Source organism: Corynebacterium phocae (assembly GCF_008693075.1).
In the GTDB taxonomy this organism is placed as follows: domain Bacteria; phylum Actinomycetota; class Actinomycetes; order Mycobacteriales; family Mycobacteriaceae; genus Corynebacterium; species Corynebacterium phocae.
In genome coordinates this window covers 1-15513 of sequence record NZ_VXKJ01000019.1, presented here as the reverse complement: position 1 = coordinate 15513, position 15513 = coordinate 1, and the positions used below count along the sequence as shown (strand labels likewise).

Sequence of the window (15513 nt, the reverse complement as noted above, 5' to 3'; positions counted from 1 at the left end):
CTTCAGCAATCTTATAAGGAGTATCCGTGTCCGCCACCCCCGTGCCGCCCGAAATGTCACCGCGCGAATTCCTAGAAAACTGGACAGCCAGCCGCGGCGGACTACGGCACTTCTTCGAAAACCTGGCCTTCGCCCCTCTTGGCGAAGCCCCCCAGCGCACCGCCGGCCACGCCGCCGCCGCTGAAGCCGTCCGCGAGCTCTTTGACATAGACCTGGACTCCTACCACGCGGGCGTGGACTCAGTGGACGGCTCCTTTGCCTCCGCCGGCGGGCGCGAACTCACCGCGCCGGACCCCAACATCCCCCTGGATATCGGCGCCGCCGCCTTCTTTGACGTAGACAACACGCTCATCCAAGGCTCCTCCATGGTGGTCTTTGCATTAGGCCTGGCGCGCCGGAAGTTCATTACCCTCTCCGACATAGCCCCCATCGCCTGGAAACAACTCAAGTTCCGGATCTCCGGCAACGAAAACGCCAAAGACGTAGCCCGCGGGCGCGTCCAAGCCCTGGAATTCATCAAGGGCCACTCCGTGGCAGAAATGGTACGGCTCTGCGAGGAAATCGTGGATGAAACCATGGCGGACCGCGCCTACCGGGGAACCCGGGACCTGGCGCGGCTGCACCTTGAGGCCGGCCAACAGGTCTGGCTGGTAACCGCCACCCCGGTGCAGGTAGCACAGGTCCTGGCCCGCAAGTTTGGGTTCACCGGGGCCCTAGGCACCGTGGCGGAGGTCAAAGACGGCAAGTTCACCGGCCGCCTAGTAGGCGATATCCTGCACGGCCCGGGCAAGAAACACGCCGTGGCGGCACTTGCCACCATCGAAGGCCTGGACTTGGAGCGCTGCACCGCCTACTCCGACTCCGTCAACGACGTGCCCATGCTGTCCATGGTGGGCACCGCAGTGGCCATTAACCCGGACTCCAAGCTGCGGCGCATGGCTGCGGAACGCGGCTGGCTGGTGCGCGACTACCGCTCGCTCCGGCGGGCGGTGCGCACCTTCGGGCTACCGGCGCTTGGCACCGCACTGTTTTCCTTGGGCGGCTGGCGTATCCTGCGCCGCTAGCCCCGCCCCCTACCGGCAGTCCCGGCGCGGCGGAGTAACGCCCCTAGACCCACCCAGCGCGAAACACCCCGCCACGGCCCTTTTTAATAGGACCACGGCGGGGTGTCTGGCTACAAAGCTTTACTTGCCCAGTTTACGACGCTGAACGCGGGTGCGACGCAACATCTTGCGGTGCTTCTTCTTGGACATGCGCTTGCGACGCTTCTTGATGACAGAACCCATAATAGGTTTCCTCACTTTCGGAGTTTTTGTACGTACATTAACCTGCCGGCACTTTTGCAATAGGCGGGCTATCTCAAGGTGCACTCTTGTTTACAGCGCCCACCTGGCCGACACGAATGCAATCCATCATACCCAAGGCCTCCCCCGGCACAAAAACCACCCCAGTCAATACACCGGCCGCAACCACAGCGTCACCCCGTGCATCCGGAGGATTCCTCCCAGCGCGCCCGCCCCGCCGCCGGGAAACCGATGGCTGGGAAACCGATGGCTGGGACCCAAGGCTAGGGCTGGGGGCCGTGACGGCTGCTGCGACTGGGGCTAGGGCTGGGGGCCGCGACAGCTACTGTGACGGCTACTGTGACTGGGGCTAGGGCTGGGGGCCGCGACAGCTACTGTGACGGCTACTGTGACTGGGGCTAGGGCTGGGGGCCGTGACGGCTGCTGTGACTGGGCAGCGCAAGCAAACCGCCCCGGCGGCAACCCAACAGGGCACCACCGGGGCGGGGAGTGAAACGCTACCTAAGCACCGTAGACCGAGGCCTCGAGGTACTCATTCACAGCGGACTCGTGAACACGGAAAGACCGTCCCACGCGAACCGCCGGCATTTCACCAGCGTGAACCAATCGATAGACAGTCATCTTGGAAACTCGCATAATCTCTGCGACCTCCGCGATGGTCAAAAAGGTTCCTTTATCTTCATTAGCCATAATATTTTCTAACCCTTCAGCTCGCAGCGCGCTGCAAGGCTTCCCCTCCTGCAGTATGTACACGCACGTGCTTTAACTAGCCTAGCGTGAAAGTAGTGACTCATGCGACTTTTCAACCAAATCAGCAGTATATTTCTTCTCCTTCAGCCACTTAGGCCACCTTTAACACGCTAGAATCCCCTACTGCCCCAGGGGCACCCCCACCCCCACGCGGGGGGCTAATGCTCAGTGCCGGGCAGCGCGCACCGAGCTGGGCGAAGGCACGCGACTGGGCCAGGCGGCGCACGCAGCCAGCCCGGGTCGCGCCGGAATCTACGCCAGTTCCTCGCCCTTATCAGCACAGGCCTGGGCCGCACGGAAGAATGCTCCCCGGATACCGGACTCCTCCAACTCACGCAACGCGGCTGCGGTGGTCCCGCCCGGTGACGTTACTTTCTGACGCAAAGTAGCCGGATCATCACCAGCTGAGACCAACATCTCCCCCGCACCCGCAGCGGCCTGTGTAGCCAACTTCACCGCCACCTCCCGCGGAATACCCAACTGCACACCCGCGTCTATCAGCGCCTCAGCCACCAAGTAGAAATACGCCGGCGAAGACCCAGACAACGCCGTAGCCGCATTAACATGGCTCTCCGCCAACTCCACAGTCTCACCCACGGCGTCGAGGAGGCAACGCACGGTGTCCACGGCGGTATCGGCAACATCTGGCCCCGGTGAGACAATGCTCATCCCCCGGCCAACCAACATGGGTGTATTAGGCATCACGCGAATAACAGGATGCGCACCCAGCGCCTGGCGCAAAGAGTCAATCTTTATCCCCGCGGCCATGGACACCACCACCGCGCCGTCCGGCAAGGAACCCGCAATCTCCTCCGCCACCTGAAGAATCTGGTACGGCTTCACGCACAAAAAGACCACGTCCGCGTCCTTGACCGCCGCGCAGTTATCCCCCGTGGTGGAAATCCCATAGGTTTCTTCCAGCTCGCTGCGGCGCTCCTGCCTCCGGTTGGTGGCCGTAATCTGGGCCTGCCCGGACTTGCTCAGCCCGGCAATGAGTGATTGGCCAATCTGTCCTGCTCCAATAATGGTTACGTTTGTCATGGCCACCAGCCTAATAAAAAATCCCCCGGCCAATGGCCAGGGGAGCAAAGGAGCTGGGTTAAACCAACAGCAGCGGGGCGAAGGTCAGGAGCAACCCCACCGCCACGGCCAAGACCACGGAGAGCTTGTCGCGCTCCGTGCGCATCACGTGGACCAGGCCGGCCAGAAGGGCACACACGGCCACTGCCAGGACTGCCACCAGGATTCGGTCCAAGCTGCCCCAGAGAATTTCGAAGCCCTTGAAAAGCACCGCGCCCAGCACGATACCGGCCAGCGCCAGCACGACTACCACCGCAGGATTGGCCTTCGCGGGTTCTTCTTCCACCTGCACAACGTCCATCTCACCCGTGGTTTCCAGGTCAGAGTTGTCCGCCGGTAGCGGCGTGTACGTGCCACTGACGTTGTCCGGCACCTTGTCGATGACCGCAGTGTCATCGGCCGAAGGCACTGTCCGGGTTGGAGACTCCGCGAGGCTCTTGTCTTGGGGTTCAAGCGTCTCGAGCAGCTCGGGGCTTTGAGAGGACTCGGCCGCGGCTTTGTCAGCGGCTTTGTCCGCAGCGGCCTTTTCGGCTGCAGCTTTTTCGGCTGCGGCTTTCTTTGCGGCGGCTGCCTTGCGGGCGAACTCCGCGCGTTTGATTTCCTCGGCCTTGCGGGCGTCGGCAGCACGCTTTTCGGCGGCGGCCTTCTCAGCAGCGGCCTTCTCAGCAGCAGCTTTGTCCGCGGCTTTGTCGGCCGCAGCCTTTGCTGCGGCGGCTTTCTCGGCCGCAGCTTTGTCCGCGGCTTTCTCGGCCGCAGCCTTTGCTGCGGCGGCTTTCTCGGCCGCAGCTTTCTCGGCCGCAGCTTTCTCGGCGGCTAGTTTGTCAGCGGCGGCCTTCTCCTCCGGATCAACCGGGGCCGGGATAACCGGGGAAGTCTCATCAATATCAACGTTAGAGTGCTTTGCCTGCGCCGGCTTCTTATCGACCTTAGGCAAGCTACCGGTCAGCTCGGCAACGGAAATTCCGCCGTCCTCCAGGCTGCGGCGCCGGCGACGGCGCGGACGCTCATCCCCGCCAGCGGAGGTCCGCTCCTTGTTATTGCGGGCCAAAAGCTCCGCAACAGTCAATTGCTTTTCTTCAGCCATTACCTATACCAATTCCTTACCTGTACTGCCTCTGTCCAACCGGCGCAAAATGACACCCGCGCTCAAAGCCCAAGGCCAAATATCCAGTTTATCCAAGTTTAATGCCAGCAAGGAAACCAACGCCACTAGGGCACCCGCAACCAACTGGCCTGTGAGGAGCTGGGGCACCGGCAAGCCACCGGCCAAACTGGCACCTAAACACACACCCCCAGCGTAGTAGGTCTACGGTGGTTTAGTGTGAATCCAGCTAAATCTCAACCCGTGAATTTAGGATTTCCGGCCTCCTCCCCGGCCGCGCAATCCATTCTGGCCGGCCACGAACTACCCCCGGACTATCCCCGCGACTGGCTAGAACTAGTTGACCCGGAAGACCCGGAACACATCTTTTCCATCGACTTAACGTGGATGGAGTCGCACTACGCCTGCCAGTTTGGGACCGCGCGGTGCCACGGCATCGACAGCGAAAACCCGGACGTGGGCTGCTGCTCCCATGGCGCTTATATGGCAGACAAACAAGACCGCCAGCAGCTCTTTGACGCGGTTAATCGCATGCCGGCCAAATACTGGCAGCGCCGCCCGGAGTTTGGTCCTGACGCGTGGCCGGTGAAAAAAGACGGCAGCCGCAAGAAGCGGGAGCCCTGGCTCATCAAAGATGAAGAAGGGGAGCTAAAAACCCCAGTGGTGGACGGCGCGTGTATCTTTGCCAACCGTGCGGGCTGGCCCACGGGCGCCGGTTGCGCGCTACACCAGTGGGCACTAGACGCCGGTGAGGACCTCACGGTGGTCAAACCAGAAGTGTGCTGGCAGCTGCCCATCCGGCGGCACGAAGATTATGAAGAACGCACTGACGGCGTGGAGGTTCTGCGCACTACCATCGGCGAATATGACCGCCGCGGCTGGGGAAACGGCGGCGAGGACTTTGACTGGTACTGCACCACAGATTCTTCCTGCCACAACTCCCCCGAGCCCCTGTGGATTTCCCAGCGCACGGAACTTGAAGCCGTGATGGGCAAGAAGGTCTACGAGTTAATGGCGCAGGTGCTGCGCAAACGCGCCGGCTTGAAGTTAAGCCAGCACCCGGCCTCCCGCGAGGCAGGTTTCTAGGCACCGGCACTGGCGGGGGAGCTACTTGTCAAACTTGTAGCCCAGGCCGCGCACTGTGACTAGGTGCTCCGGGCGGGAAGGCTCCGCCTCAATTTTGGAACGCAGCCGCTTGACGTGAACGTCCAAGGTTTTGGTGTCGCCTACGTAATCCGCACCCCAGATGCGGTCAATGAGCTGGCCGCGGGTGAGCACCCGGCCAGAGTTGCGCATGAGGTATTCCAGAAGGTCAAACTCTTTCAACGGCATAGAGACGGCCTCACCGGCTACTTCCACGGTGTGGCGCTCCACGTCCATGCGCACGCGGCCGCCCTCCAAAATCTGGCCGGCGGCGGATTCTGCGTCCGCAGGCGTCTCACCGCCACGGCGCAGCACCGCCCGGATACGCGCGATGAGTTCCCGGGAGGAATAAGGCTTGGTGACGTAATCATCCGCGCCCAGCTCCAAACCCACCACCTTGTCAATCTCCGAGTCACGCGCGGTGACCATGATGATGGGAACCTGGGAACGGGTGCGGATCTGCTTGCACACGTCCGTGCCGGACATGCCCGGCAGCATGAGATCTAGCAGCACGATATCGATATCGTTGGCGTCGAACTCCCGCAGGGCCGCGGTGCCGTCAAGTGCCACGATAGGCTCGAAACCTTCCTTGCGCAGCAAGAAAGCCAACGGGTCTGCCAATGACTCTTCGTCTTCAACGATGAGGATAGAGGTCATTTAAGCTTTGTCCTTTCGACGCGAATTGGCACGAGCCACCACGGCCGCGCCCAATCTATTATCTAATGTTACGGGCGTTCCCGCTGGGTTTTGATCATTAAGGAGGGGAATTTCGTTATACACGGGAAGCTCAATGGTGAAGGTAGAGCCAGTCCCTGGCCGCGACCACAGCTTCAGGTTGCCGCCGTGGTTGGCCACCACGTGCTTGACAATGGACAGCCCCAGCCCGGTGCCGCCGGTCTGCCGCGAGCGCGCCTTGTCCACCCGGAAAAACCGCTCAAAAACCCGCTTTTGGTCCTCCGGGGCAATACCCACGCCCCGGTCGGTTACCCGGATGAGCACAATTTCCTTGCCGTGCTCGCCCACCACCTTCTTAGTCACCGACACCGGCGTGGACTCCGGGGAGTAGTTGATGGCGTTGACAATCAGGTTAGACAGCGCGGTGACCAGCAAGGATTTATCCGCCATCACCAGTTTGTCGGTCGGTTGACCGGCGGTGAGTTCTATATTGAGGGCATCGGCGGTGAGTTGGTTGCGGGCAATGGCATCCGTGACGATGTCGTCTACCCGCACCGGCTCCATTTCCGGCAGGCGCTCAGCGCCTTGCAACTTGGACAACGCAATAAGCTCGTTGACCATATTGGCCATGCGGGCGGCTTCCTTTTGGACCCGCGTGCCAAAGTACTCCACGTGGGCGGGATCCCCGGGGTCTTCCAGGAGGGCCTCAGCCAGCAGGGCAATCCCGCCGACCGGGGTTTTCAGCTCATGGGAGACGTTAGCCACAAAATCGCGGCGGGCGGCCTCCATGCGCACGGACTCGGACTCATCCGAGCCGTAGATGATAACAAAACGGTCATCGTTGAGCGTGAGCGGCTTGACCACGGCCTGCACCTGGGTCACGCGGTGGCCGGTGCGGCGCTGGGAGATTTTCAGATCCAGCGAGCGGGTTTCCTTATCCTCAAACACCTCCTGGGCCACCTTCCACACCTCCGCGTTGATGGTGCGGTCATGGACCAGCGCCATTTCATGGGCGGAGGGGTTGGACAAAATAACGTCCCCGGCACGGTCCACCACGGTGGCACCTGTGGGCGAGCCCTGGAAAGCTAAGTGCAAAGCCTGACTGATGGTGCTAACCTGGTTTTCTTCCGTGGCGGCGGTGTTCCTACGCCTTTCGTAGCGGCGCTGCACCGCCCGCACCGCCGGCACCGCCAGCGCACAGACCGTCACGCCAACGAGGAAGCCAAACACCATTTCCACGCTCATTCTCCCCAGGTTACTTCACCCCGGCCTCGCCGTCCTGTTGAGCGGAAAACTCCCTCCCCTACCTGGAAGGGTGCGCACTCTTGTAAGGATGGAGGAAAAGAGTTGCGGTGGTGGGTTGATACAAAACGCAGTTCCAAACCGCGTTACATCATAACTAGGCCGTCGTTTGACTACATTGTTGTCATTGAGGAGCGCCCAACATATGCCCTGCTAGTCACGGCTTACTACATCGATCACGAACATCGTCGCAGGAAACTCAAGCGCGACCACGACGCCTACCAGACAAGGCAAGAGCCGCCCACTAGGTGAACGGCTCCAGATACTCCTTCAACACCTGGTTGATGAGCTGTGGTTAATTTAGCACGCAGGGGGAAGAAGTCAACGGGCTACTTTGTCTTCGTCTAGCTTGTTTCAACTTGTTTCAAATCGCTTAAATTGCGCGCCAGGGGGCAAAAACGCGATCCGGGTAAGTAAGACTGAGGCGGTGTAAGAGGGTACGCGTAGAAAATCCCCGCAAGCCCTAGGGCCTGCGGGGAGGGATGGTCGGGAGGTTACTTCTTTGCGCCCTGGGCGGCCACGGCGGCGGCACCGGCGGCAGCTGCCTCCGGATCCAGGTAGGTGCCACCCGGGTTGACCACGGAGCCGTCGGAGGCAATCTCGAATACCAGCGGGATACCGGTTGGGATGTTCAGCCCGGCGATATCGGCGTCAGAGATGTTATCCAGGTGCTTGACTAGCGCGCGCAGGGAGTTGCCGTGCGCGGCCAACATGACCGTCTCACCCTTCTTGGCGCGAGGCATGATCTCTTCCTCAAAGTAAGGAACAAAGCGCTCCACGACGTCCTTCAGGCACTCGGTCTGCGGGACCTTATCCAGGTGGGCGTAGCGGGGATCCCCGGCCTGGGAATACTCAGAGCCGTCCTCCAGCGCTGGCGGCGGGGTGTCATAAGAGCGGCGCCACTCCATGAACTGCTCCTCACCGTACTTATCACGGGTCTCTGCCTTGTTCAGCCCCTGCAGCGCGCCGTAGTGGCGCTCATTGAGACGCCAATCGCGGATGACTGGAATCCAGTGCCGGTCAGCGGCGTTGAGTGCCAGGTTGGCGGTGCGGATGGCGCGACGCTGCAGCGAGGTGTACACCACGTCAGGCAAAATGCCCTGCTCCTTGAGAAGCTCCCCGCCACGCTTGGCTTCCTGCTCACCTTTCTCGGTGAGGTCTACATCTACCCAGCCGGTGAATTGGTTGGACTTGTTCCACTCGGACTGGCCGTGCCTTAAAAGAATCAGTTTTCCGTTGCTCATGCATTCCAGCATGCCACTTTTTTCACCCGCGTGCTTGACCTACAATCTGCCTATGCATTGGTTGAACAAGAAACTCCTGACCAGCGCCCTGGCGGCGGCGCTCGTGGCCGGCATCCCGCAAGCAACCGCCATCCCGCAGGCAACCGCCGCACCGCAGGCAACCGCCGCCCCGTTGGTTTCCCCCGGCAGCCCGCTCCACGCCCTGCCCGTGTCCCCCCAAACCACCATCAAAATCGGAGACCGTGATTTCTCCCTCCTCCCAGAGATGGACACCTTCGATTGCTCGCAGGGCGTAGCCGGCCGCGTCCTGGCCCCGGGCGGTTGGAAAAACATTCTCATCACCGCCGGCCACTGCATTACCCAGCTGGAAGGCGAAGACCCCTGGAGCCCGGAGATCTTTGTCCACCCACGCGGCCAGGCAATAACCCGGATTGGCGTCCGCGACCAGGTGGGCACCATTTTTGGCAGCAACGACCCCGCCGTCTCTGTAGCGCACGAATTTGACGCGGCCGTCAACGGCTCCGACTTTGGCACCGTGGCCCTAGACCCCCACGTAACGGCCAACCGCGTGGCCACCTCCACGGACCAGTTCGGCCACCGGCCCTCCCGCCCGGTGGTACTGACCGGGGTAAAGGACTACCGCGAACTGGGCCCGCTGGAGGTAGTGGCGGATAACTTTGGCCAGCCCATCTGCAAAGACGGTGCGCGCACGGGCAGGTCCTGCGGCACGCAGCTGGCGCGCACGCGCAACGGCATCTGGTCCTTTGGCCTGAACTATGAGCAGGGGGACTCCGGCGGGGTAAACTTTGACCCCCGCACGGGTGAGGTGCTGGGCGTTACGTCCATGGGCCTGGGCCCGCTGGGCCGCGCGCAACCGGTGGACGCGGTGTTGGAACAGGGCTACGGGGTTCGCTCCGGCACGGTCAACCAGCACTTTGAGCTGCCTGCTTCCACGGAGCCGGCGGCACCGCTGCGCACGTTCGAGGACCGGACGCAGGCGGGTTTGCGCCACTTGGAGGCCCAGGGGCTGGAGCCGGAGCCGGACTTCCGCGCGGAGTTCCACCAGCAGCTAGCCCAGGCGCAGCGTGACGCCGCCCAGGCCAGCGCCCACATCAACGACCGCGCTTTAGCCGCCGATGCCCCCGGTGCCATCGCCGCCATCAACCACGCGGCCGCACAGGCCGGTGCCCACGCCGATAAGCTAGCCGGGTTGGGCCTGGGAATGCTCATCCAGGACGCGGTGGGCTTCTAGCGGCTACCCAGCCCAGCGGCCCGGCGGCACCGCGACCCGGCCCAGCGCGGCGCTTAGTAGCCCGTGGCCTGGCGCTCCCCGCACTCCGGGAGCTCAATATCTAGCGCAGCCCGGTACACCGCCTCAAGCTTGTCCACGGCGTTGGCCCAACTAAAGCGCGCCGCATGAACAACCGCGGCCTGCCCCATGGCTATCCGCCGGGAGTCATCATCAAGAATTACTTCCAAGGCGTCAGCCCACGCCGCCGGCTCGTGGGAGTCAACCAAAAGGCCAGTCTCCCCATCGGCAACCGCAATGGGCAACCCGCCCACCGCCGCGGCCACCACCGGCGTGCCGGAAGCCTGCGCCTCCAACGCCACCAACCCAAAAGACTCGTTATAACTAGGCACCGCCACCACATCCGCAGCCTGGTAAACCGACACCAACTCCGCCGGCGGGCGCGGCGCAATAAACCGCACGTACCTCTCCACGCCCAACTCCTGCGCCAAACGCGAATAAGTCTCCGGCGTGGCCCCCTGGCCGGAAGGACCACCGCACATCACCACCCGCATGTCCCGCTCCGGATCACGGCTGAGCATCTCCGCCACCGCCCGGATTAACACCTCCGGGCCCTTAAACTTCTGCAACCGCCCCACAAACGCCACCACCTTGGTGTGCTGCGGCAAACCCAACCGCCGCCGGGAGCGCTCCGTCATGCGGTCGGTGCCCGGGGTGAAAAGCTCGGTGTCTGCCCCGGGAGGAATGACTGTGATCTTGCCCACGGGGGCATCGTAATGCTCAAGCAAATCCGTGGACTCCGCGGCGGTGTTAACCACCAGGAAGTCCGCGTTGTCCACCAGCTGCTGCTCACCAATCCGGCGGGCCTCTGACTCCTCCGTATCCCCCGCACTGCGGTGGGCATTTTTCACCGCCGCCAGCGTGTGCGCCGTATGCACCAGCGGCACATCCCACAAATCCCGCAACAACCACCCCACCTGCCCGGAGAGCCAATAATGCGAATGAATGACGTCATAGTCCAGCCCATGGCAGCGCATAAACGCAATCATCCCGCCCGCAAACGCCGCTAGCTGCGTGGGCAATTCCTCCTTAGACAGGCCCTCATAAGGCCCGGCCACAATGTTAATCACCCGGTAGCCCGGCGTGACCTCCACAATTTCGCCTTGCGAGGGCCGCGTGGCGCGCGTAAATACATCAACCTTAATGCCCCGGCGCGCCAAACCCTGGGCCACGCTGTGGACGTAGACATTAATCCCGCCGGCGTCCCCGGACCCGGCTTGCTCAGTAGGGGAAGTGTGCATGGAAATCATGGCAATACGCATAACGGACCATTCTAAAGGTTTTTGACGTGGTTATACTGGCTGAGGATAAAACCTACGGAACCGAAAGGTCGGAAATGTCAGCTTTTGAAAACCGGGCGTGGCTGCAACACTACGCGGAGTGGACGCCCCACAGCCTGGACTACGGCGACACCACGTTGTTGGACATTTATGACAATAACATTGCCATCAACGCAGCTAAGCCTGCCACCTACTTCTTTGGCAAAACGCAAAGCTACGCGGAGCTCGACCGCCAGGTTCGCCGCGCCGCCGCCGGCCTGAAGGCCTTCGGTGTGCGCCCGGGGGACCACGTGGCCATTGTGGCCCCCAACTGCCCGCAGTTCGTGGCGGCTTTTTACGCGGTTCTCAAGTTGGGGGCGGTGGCGGTGCTACACAACCCGCTCTATACCAAGCATGAGCTGGAGGGCTTGTTCCAGGACCACGGGGCGCGGGTGGCTATTGCGTGGGACAAGGCGGCATCGACGCTGGAGGCTTTGCGCGCCACCACCCCGCTGGAGACCGTGGTGTCCATCAACATGATTGACGCCATGCCCGTGTCCAAGCGCCTGGCTTTAAAGTTGCCGTTTTTAGCCGCCAAGCGTGAGCAACTCTCCGCCGATGCCCCCAACACCGTCCCGTGGGAGACCCTCGTGGGCAATGCCGTGGGCGGCAACGGGGATGACATCCAGACCCCGGACGATGTCACCACAGACACCACCGCGCTGATTTTGTACACCTCCGGGACCACCGGCAAGCCCAAGGGCGCCATGTTAAGCCACGGGAATCTGTTTTCTAACCTGCTCATGGGCAAGCACTGGGTCAAGGGCCTGGGTGAGGAACCGGAGCGCATGCTAGCCGCCCTGCCGTTTTTCCACGCCTACGGCCTGACCATGAACTTAACGCTGGCGCAGCTCATTGGTGGGGAGCTAGTGCTGCTGCCTTCCCCGCAAATCCCGTTGATTATGGAATTGATGAAAAAGCACACCCCCACCTGGATTCCGGGTGTGCCCACGCTTTATGAAAAGATTGTCCAGTCAGCAGAGGAACAAGGCGTGGAAATCAAGGGCGTGCGTGCGTCCTTCTCCGGGGCTTCTACCCTGCCGGCGGCCAGTGTGGCCAAGTGGGAAGATCGCACCGGGGGGCTCCTGGTGGAAGGCTACGGGCTCACGGAGTGCTCGCCGATTATTGTGGGCAACCCCATGACTGCGGCCCGCCGCCCGGGATACGTGGGCATCCCCTTCCCGGACACCGAGGTCCGTATTGGCAACCCGGATAACCTGGATGAGACCCAGCCGGACGGCGTGGAAGGTGAGGTGCTCGCGCGCGGGCCCCAAATTTTCCAGGGCTATTTGGGCAATGAGGAGGCCACGCGGGAGGCGTTCCACGGGGATTGGTTCCGCACCGGGGATATGGGCGTGATGGAAGAAGATGGCTTTATCCGCCTGGTCAGCCGCATTAAGGAAATCATTATCACTGGCGGGTTCAACGTCTACCCGGGTGAGGTGGAAGAGGTGCTGCGCGAGCACCCCGATGTTGATGACGTCGCGGTGGTTGGCCGCCCCCGCGAGGACGGCTCCGAGGACGTGGTGGCCTGCGTCAATCTTGCCGATGGCGCCGCTTTGGACCCCGACGGCCTGAAGGAGTTCTGCCGCGAGCGCCTCACCCGGTATAAGGTCCCGCGCACTTTCTACAACTTCGACGAGCTGGCCAAGGACCAGCTGGGCAAGATCCGCCGCCGCGAGGTCCAGGCGGATTTGATGAAGCGCCTGGAGAAGGCCTAGCCACTTGCGCTGCCTGCGCTGCCTGCGCTGCTTCCCCCGCCCGGCAGCCTTCCTGGCCGGGCCCGGATGGATGTCCGCCCCGCCCGCCCGCCTGCCTTCCTGGCCGGGCCCGGATGGATGTCCGCCCCGCCCGCCTGGTCTGGCCCGCCACCCGGCAGGCTGGCTGGCTGGCTGGCTGGCAGGCAGGCTGGCAGGCGGGCCGGCCATGTCGCGTGCGCCAAACCACCGGCACACGCGATATAATATTGCCTGCAAAACAAAACCACGAAAGGGAACCATGGGCGCTTATGAAACCAAAGCCTGGTTGAACAATTACGGCACACAAACCCCGCACTCCATCGACTACGGGAACACCACGCTGGTGGACATCTACCAGGACAACCTGGCCGCCAACGCAGACCGCACCGCGACCTACTTCTTTGGCCGCACCCAGACTTACGCGGAACTAGACGCCCAGGTCCGCGCGGCCGCCGCCGGGCTCAAAGCCTTTGGCGTGCGCCCCGGGGACAAAGTTGCCATCATCCTGCCCAACTGCCCGCAACACATTGCAGCCTTCTACGCGGTGCAACTACTGGGTGCCACCGTGGTGGAACACAACCCGCTGTATACCGAGCACGAGCTGCGCGGCCTGTTTAGCGACCACGGGGCCCGCGTGGCCATCGCGTGGGACAAGACCGCCACCACCTTGGAAAAGCTGCGCGGGGACACCGACCTGGAGGTCATTGTCTCCGTCAACATGATTGACGCCATGCCGCGTGCCAAGCAGTTCCTGCTCAAGCTGCCGGTTCCCATGATTTCCTCCAAGCGGGAGCAGTTGTCCGTGCCCGCGGAGAACTCTGTGCCGTGGAACGCGTTGGTGGGGGTGGCCATCGGCGGCAATGGCAAAGACCTGAACCTGCCAGAAGTCTCCGCAGATGATATCGCGCTCATCCTTTATACCTCCGGGACCACCGGCGCGCCCAAGGGTGCCATGCTCTCCCACGGCAACCTCGCATCAAACTGCCTGGCCGGCAAGGCGTGGGTACCGGGGCTTGGGGAGAAGCCGGAGCGTTTCCTGGGCGCGCTGCCCATGTTCCACGCATACGGCATGACCATGATCAACACCATGGGTATTGCCACCGGCGCGGAAATTATCCTGCTGCCCGCGCCGCAACTGCCGCTAATCATGGAGATTTTCAAAAAGCGCACCCCCACCTGGTTCCCGGGTGTGCCCACCTTGTACGACAAAATTGTGCGCAAAGCGGAAGAAGACGGCGTAGATATCCGTGGCGTGGCCGCTTCCTTCTCCGGGGCCGCTACCCTGCCCGCGCCCACGGTGGAAAAATGGGAAAAGCTCACCGGTGGCCTGCTGGTGGAAGGCTACGGACTCACGGAGACTTCCCCCGCGTTGTGCGGCAACCCCATGAGCAAGGACCGCCGCCCGGGCTGGGTGGGTCTGCCCTTCCCGGATTCTGAGGTGCGGATTGCTAACCCGGATAACCTGGATGAAACCCAGCCGGACGGTACGCCGGGCGAAATCCTGGCGCGCGGCCCGCAGATTTTCAAGGGCTACCTCAACCGCCCCGATGCCACCGCGGAAGCCTTCCACGACGGCTGGTTCCGCACCGGGGACATGGGAATTATGAACGAGGACGGCTTTGTCCGGCTGGTCAGCCGCATCAAAGAAATCATCATTACCGGCGGTTTCAATGTCTACCCGCAGGAGGTTGAGGACACCGTAGGTGAGCACCCAGATGTTGTGGATGTGGCCGTGGTGGGCCGCCCGCGCGCCGATGGCTCCGAGGACGTGGTGGCCTGCGTTATCCTGCGCAAGGGCGCGGAGCTTGACCCGGAGGGCCTGAAGAACTTCTGCCGCGAGCGCCTCACCCGCTACAAGATTCCGCGTACTTTCTACCACTTCGAGGAGTTGGAAAAGGACCAGCTGGGCAAGGTCCGCCGCCGGATTGTGCAGTCCCAGCTGCTGGAACTTTTGGCGCAGCGCAAGGTGCAATAGTATTGCCCCTGACGTATTCGCCTGACTAGGAGGACCCCGTGCGCTTTGGCCAGACCACGCTGGTGGACATTTTCACCGCCACCGTTGCGGAATTTCCCGCCCGTCCGGCCTGCGCGGGCCTAAGCTACTCCCAACTTGCCGATGCCACCGACACCGCCGCCGCCCACCTAGTCACCCTGGGCGTCAAGCCCGGGGACCGCGTGGCCCTGGCGCTGCCTAATAGCCACTTCCACCTCATTGCCTTCTTGGCGGTGCTCAAGCTGGGCGCGGTGGTGGTGGAACACAATCCGCAATTTACCGCCCCGGAGCTGGAGGCGTTATTTGACCTCCACGGTGCCCGGCTAGCTATCGCGTGGGAGGGCTGCCCGGTGCCAGGCCCTGTGGTGCGGGTTGGCCCGGGCGGCTTCGACTGGCCCTCCGCCGCGCCCGCTTCAGCCGGCTCCGCCGCCACCTCTCGCCCATCCCCAACCGCGCCCTCGCTGGCTACTGCGGCTGACTACCGCCGCGCCCACAGGCAAAGAAGATGATCTAGCAACCCTCGCCCGCGAGGTCGCGGCCCGCACCTTCGTCT

14 protein-coding genes are annotated in these 15513 nt (G+C 62.6%); 6 read left to right on the top strand and 8 right to left on the bottom strand.

Annotated features, from left to right (window positions below):
• Positions 1 to 53: 53 nt before the first annotated feature.
• Positions 54 to 1064 carry an HAD family hydrolase gene (locus F4V58_RS01190; protein WP_075736362.1) on the top strand — a complete coding sequence of 337 codons (1011 nt, stop codon included), beginning with the start codon at positions 54 to 56 and terminating at the stop codon, positions 1062 to 1064.
• A 120-nt stretch (positions 1065 to 1184) separates the two neighbouring features.
• Here the strand turns inward: F4V58_RS01190 and F4V58_RS01185 are convergent, their stop codons facing one another.
• From F4V58_RS01185 to F4V58_RS01170, 4 genes are all read right to left on the bottom strand, one after another.
• Entirely contained in the window at positions 1185 to 1286 is a 102-nt protein-coding gene (locus F4V58_RS01185) for a 30S ribosomal protein bS22 (RefSeq protein WP_003855542.1), read from the bottom strand.
• 519 nt (positions 1287 to 1805) lie between these two features.
• Positions 1806 to 1994, bottom strand: coding sequence for a helix-turn-helix domain-containing protein (locus F4V58_RS01180; RefSeq protein WP_005527601.1), 189 nt, complete (start codon positions 1992 to 1994; stop codon positions 1806 to 1808).
• Between the two features lie 312 nt (positions 1995 to 2306).
• On the bottom strand, positions 2307 to 3095 hold the full coding sequence (gene proC, locus F4V58_RS01175; protein ID WP_075732648.1) for a pyrroline-5-carboxylate reductase: 789 nt from the start codon (positions 3093 to 3095) through the stop codon (positions 2307 to 2309).
• 58 nt (positions 3096 to 3153) lie between these two features.
• Positions 3154 to 4218: a hypothetical protein gene (locus tag F4V58_RS01170; protein ID WP_075732646.1), complete on the bottom strand. Its 1065-nt coding sequence runs from the start codon at positions 4216 to 4218 to the stop codon at positions 3154 to 3156.
• 237 nt (positions 4219 to 4455) lie between these two features.
• Here F4V58_RS01170 and F4V58_RS01160 point away from each other — a divergent pair, with 237 nt between their 5' ends.
• Positions 4456 to 5322, top strand: coding sequence for a DUF3109 family protein (locus F4V58_RS01160; protein ID WP_075732642.1), 867 nt, complete (start codon positions 4456 to 4458; stop codon positions 5320 to 5322).
• Positions 5323 to 5343: 21 nt separating this feature from the next.
• Here the strand turns inward: F4V58_RS01160 and F4V58_RS01155 are convergent, their stop codons facing one another.
• The 3 genes from F4V58_RS01155 to F4V58_RS01145 all read right to left on the bottom strand — a co-directional run bounded on the left by F4V58_RS01155 (position 5344) and on the right by F4V58_RS01145 (position 8600).
• Complete coding sequence (locus F4V58_RS01155; RefSeq protein WP_075732640.1) at positions 5344 to 6036, bottom strand: response regulator transcription factor; 693 nt, start codon at positions 6034 to 6036, stop codon at positions 5344 to 5346.
• The gene (locus F4V58_RS01150; protein WP_075732638.1) at positions 6037 to 7299 is read right to left on the bottom strand and encodes a sensor histidine kinase; all 1263 of its coding nucleotides are present in this window, start codon (positions 7297 to 7299) and stop codon (positions 6037 to 6039) included.
• A gap of 551 nt (positions 7300 to 7850) precedes the next feature.
• Entirely contained in the window at positions 7851 to 8600 is a 750-nt protein-coding gene (locus tag F4V58_RS01145) for a phosphoglyceromutase (RefSeq protein WP_075736360.1), read from the bottom strand.
• A 52-nt stretch (positions 8601 to 8652) separates the two neighbouring features.
• Here F4V58_RS01145 and F4V58_RS01140 point away from each other — a divergent pair, with 52 nt between their 5' ends.
• Positions 8653 to 9852, top strand: coding sequence for a chymotrypsin family serine protease (locus tag F4V58_RS01140; RefSeq protein ID WP_150385663.1), 1200 nt, complete (start codon positions 8653 to 8655; stop codon positions 9850 to 9852).
• Between the two features lie 53 nt (positions 9853 to 9905).
• Here F4V58_RS01140 and mshA read toward each other — a convergent pair whose 3' ends face one another.
• Complete coding sequence (gene mshA / locus F4V58_RS01135; protein WP_075732634.1) at positions 9906 to 11171, bottom strand: D-inositol-3-phosphate glycosyltransferase; 1266 nt, start codon at positions 11169 to 11171, stop codon at positions 9906 to 9908.
• 74 nt (positions 11172 to 11245) lie between these two features.
• On the opposite strand from mshA, the gene F4V58_RS01130 reads away from it, so the two are divergent.
• The 3 genes from F4V58_RS01130 to F4V58_RS13015 all read left to right on the top strand — a co-directional run bounded on the left by F4V58_RS01130 (position 11246) and on the right by F4V58_RS13015 (position 15469).
• Positions 11246 to 12949 carry a long-chain-fatty-acid--CoA ligase gene (locus tag F4V58_RS01130; protein WP_075736358.1) on the top strand — a complete coding sequence of 568 codons (1704 nt, stop codon included), beginning with the start codon at positions 11246 to 11248 and terminating at the stop codon, positions 12947 to 12949.
• A gap of 277 nt (positions 12950 to 13226) precedes the next feature.
• A complete protein-coding gene (locus tag F4V58_RS01125) occupies positions 13227 to 14942 on the top strand; it encodes a long-chain-fatty-acid--CoA ligase (protein ID WP_075732632.1) in 1716 nt (571 codons plus the stop codon).
• A 38-nt stretch (positions 14943 to 14980) separates the two neighbouring features.
• Complete coding sequence (locus F4V58_RS13015; protein ID WP_150385662.1) at positions 14981 to 15469, top strand: AMP-binding protein; 489 nt, start codon at positions 14981 to 14983, stop codon at positions 15467 to 15469.
• Positions 15470 to 15513 lie beyond the last annotated feature (44 nt).

Bases quoted from the DNA above. Each gene is read 5' to 3' on its own strand.
- F4V58_RS01190 (WP_075736362.1), top strand. From the start codon at position 54: ATGTCACCGCGCGAATTCCTAGAAAACTGGACAGCCAGCCGCGGCGGA.
- F4V58_RS01185 (WP_003855542.1), bottom strand. From the start codon at position 1,286: ATGGGTTCTGTCATCAAGAAGCGTCGCAAGCGCATGTCCAAGAAGAAG.
- F4V58_RS01180 (WP_005527601.1), bottom strand. From the start codon at position 1,994: ATGGCTAATGAAGATAAAGGAACCTTTTTGACCATCGCGGAGGTCGCA.
- proC (WP_075732648.1), bottom strand. From the start codon at position 3,095: ATGACAAACGTAACCATTATTGGAGCAGGACAGATTGGCCAATCACTC.
- F4V58_RS01170 (WP_075732646.1), bottom strand. From the start codon at position 4,218: ATGGCTGAAGAAAAGCAATTGACTGTTGCGGAGCTTTTGGCCCGCAAT.
- F4V58_RS01155 (WP_075732640.1), bottom strand. From the start codon at position 6,036: ATGACCTCTATCCTCATCGTTGAAGACGAAGAGTCATTGGCAGACCCG.
- F4V58_RS01150 (WP_075732638.1), bottom strand. From the start codon at position 7,299: ATGAGCGTGGAAATGGTGTTTGGCTTCCTCGTTGGCGTGACGGTCTGT.
- F4V58_RS01145 (WP_075736360.1), bottom strand. From the start codon at position 8,600: ATGAGCAACGGAAAACTGATTCTTTTAAGGCACGGCCAGTCCGAGTGG.
- F4V58_RS01140 (WP_150385663.1), top strand. From the start codon at position 8,653: ATGCATTGGTTGAACAAGAAACTCCTGACCAGCGCCCTGGCGGCGGCG.
- mshA (WP_075732634.1), bottom strand. From the start codon at position 11,171: ATGCGTATTGCCATGATTTCCATGCACACTTCCCCTACTGAGCAAGCC.
- F4V58_RS01130 (WP_075736358.1), top strand. From the start codon at position 11,246: ATGTCAGCTTTTGAAAACCGGGCGTGGCTGCAACACTACGCGGAGTGG.
- F4V58_RS01125 (WP_075732632.1), top strand. From the start codon at position 13,227: ATGGGCGCTTATGAAACCAAAGCCTGGTTGAACAATTACGGCACACAA.